The organism is Pedobacter sp. KBW06 (genome assembly GCF_003852525.1).
Taxonomy (GTDB): domain Bacteria; phylum Bacteroidota; class Bacteroidia; order Sphingobacteriales; family Sphingobacteriaceae; genus Pedobacter.
Map to the genome: position 1 here is coordinate 1 of NZ_QAJL01000022.1, position 1,343 is coordinate 1,343.

The following is a 1,343-nucleotide window of genomic DNA, read 5'->3' on the forward strand; positions in this document are numbered from 1 at the left end:
ATGTACAAAACAGGAGACCTCGCAAAATGGCTTCCTGACGGGAAAATACTGTTTACAGGAAGAAACGACGATCAGATCAAGATCCGGGGATACCGGATAGAACTCGCTGAAATCGAACATGCCCTTATTCAAATTCCGGGTATTGCACAGGCATGCGTTCTGGTTAGGGAAAGACAGACTTCCTCCGGCAGCTCAAAATACCTGGCCGGATATTACGTCCTAAACCAGGACAACCTGCCCGACAACGCTTCGCTCAGCGAACAGCTGAGAGAAACTTTGCCTGACTATATGGTTCCGCAGATGCTGGTACGGATGGACAGCTTCCCGCTAACCAATAACGCGAAACTCGATAAAAAGGCATTCCCTGATCCGGAGCCGGATACCAGGGAGGATGATTACACCGCTCCGCAAAATGAAGTACAGGACAGCATCTGCTCCATCTGGCAGGAAGTACTCGGAATTACCCGTGTGGGAATTACCGACGATTTCTTCCGGATCGGCGGGAACTCCATCCTTGCCATACAGGCATCCCATAGAATGAGTACTGCACTCGGATATGAGGTAAAAGTGGCAGATATTTTCAAGTCGAAAAATATCGAAGCACTCAGCAAAGCATTACCGGAGCTGATGGTAGATGAAGAAAACATTGAAAAAGAATTTTAAGCACAGCATTACATTGACACATGACATCATAAACCCTATGCAAGATATCTTTGCCTTTTTAAGCGAACTAAGAACCAACACCGGTGCCATTTGGCTGGACAACAATAAAATTAAATTTTCTGCACCGAAAAAATTCCAGAATAAAGAGACGGATAACCTGATTATCAGCAATAAAGACAAATTCATCTCTATTCTACAGGAAAATAAGGTCTTTTCAAAAGAGCAGTTTTTGAATACCACGATATGGAAAGACCGAACTGCGCTTCATTATCCCTTAAGCCCAGCCCAGGAGCGCTTGTGGTTCATTGAGCAATACGAGCAGGGAACAAATGCCTACAATATTCCAATAGTGTCAGAACTGGCCGAAGGAACAGACATCGAAGGAATCCGGTATGCACTGAGCAAGATCATGCAGCGGCATGAGGTCCTCAGGAGTACCATCGAACAGGACGATCAGCAACAGGGAATCCAGGTGCTGCACCACGAACCACTGAACACCGGACTGGTCCTGCTCGCAGACGAAAAAGAACTCAACGCAGTCATCACTGAAGACATCAACCTTCCTTTTAACCTGGCCACAGAGTATCCGATCAGAACGCGGTTCTATCAGCTGGAAAACGGGCGCAAAACCCTGCTCCTGATCAATACCCACCATATTGCAAGTGACGGCTGGTCTTCCG

The 1,343-nt window shown here is 46.8% G+C and carries 2 protein-coding genes; both read left to right on the forward strand.

Annotation, left to right across the window (positions count from 1 at the left end):
* The coding region (locus DBR43_RS32865; RefSeq protein ID WP_148090777.1) for a phosphopantetheine-binding protein at positions 1-663 on the forward strand (663 nt) is incomplete at its 5' end.
* 37 nt (positions 664-700) lie between these two features.
* A partial coding sequence (locus tag DBR43_RS32870; RefSeq protein ID WP_158622663.1) for a condensation domain-containing protein occupies positions 701-1,343 on the forward strand: 643 nt, incomplete at its 3' end.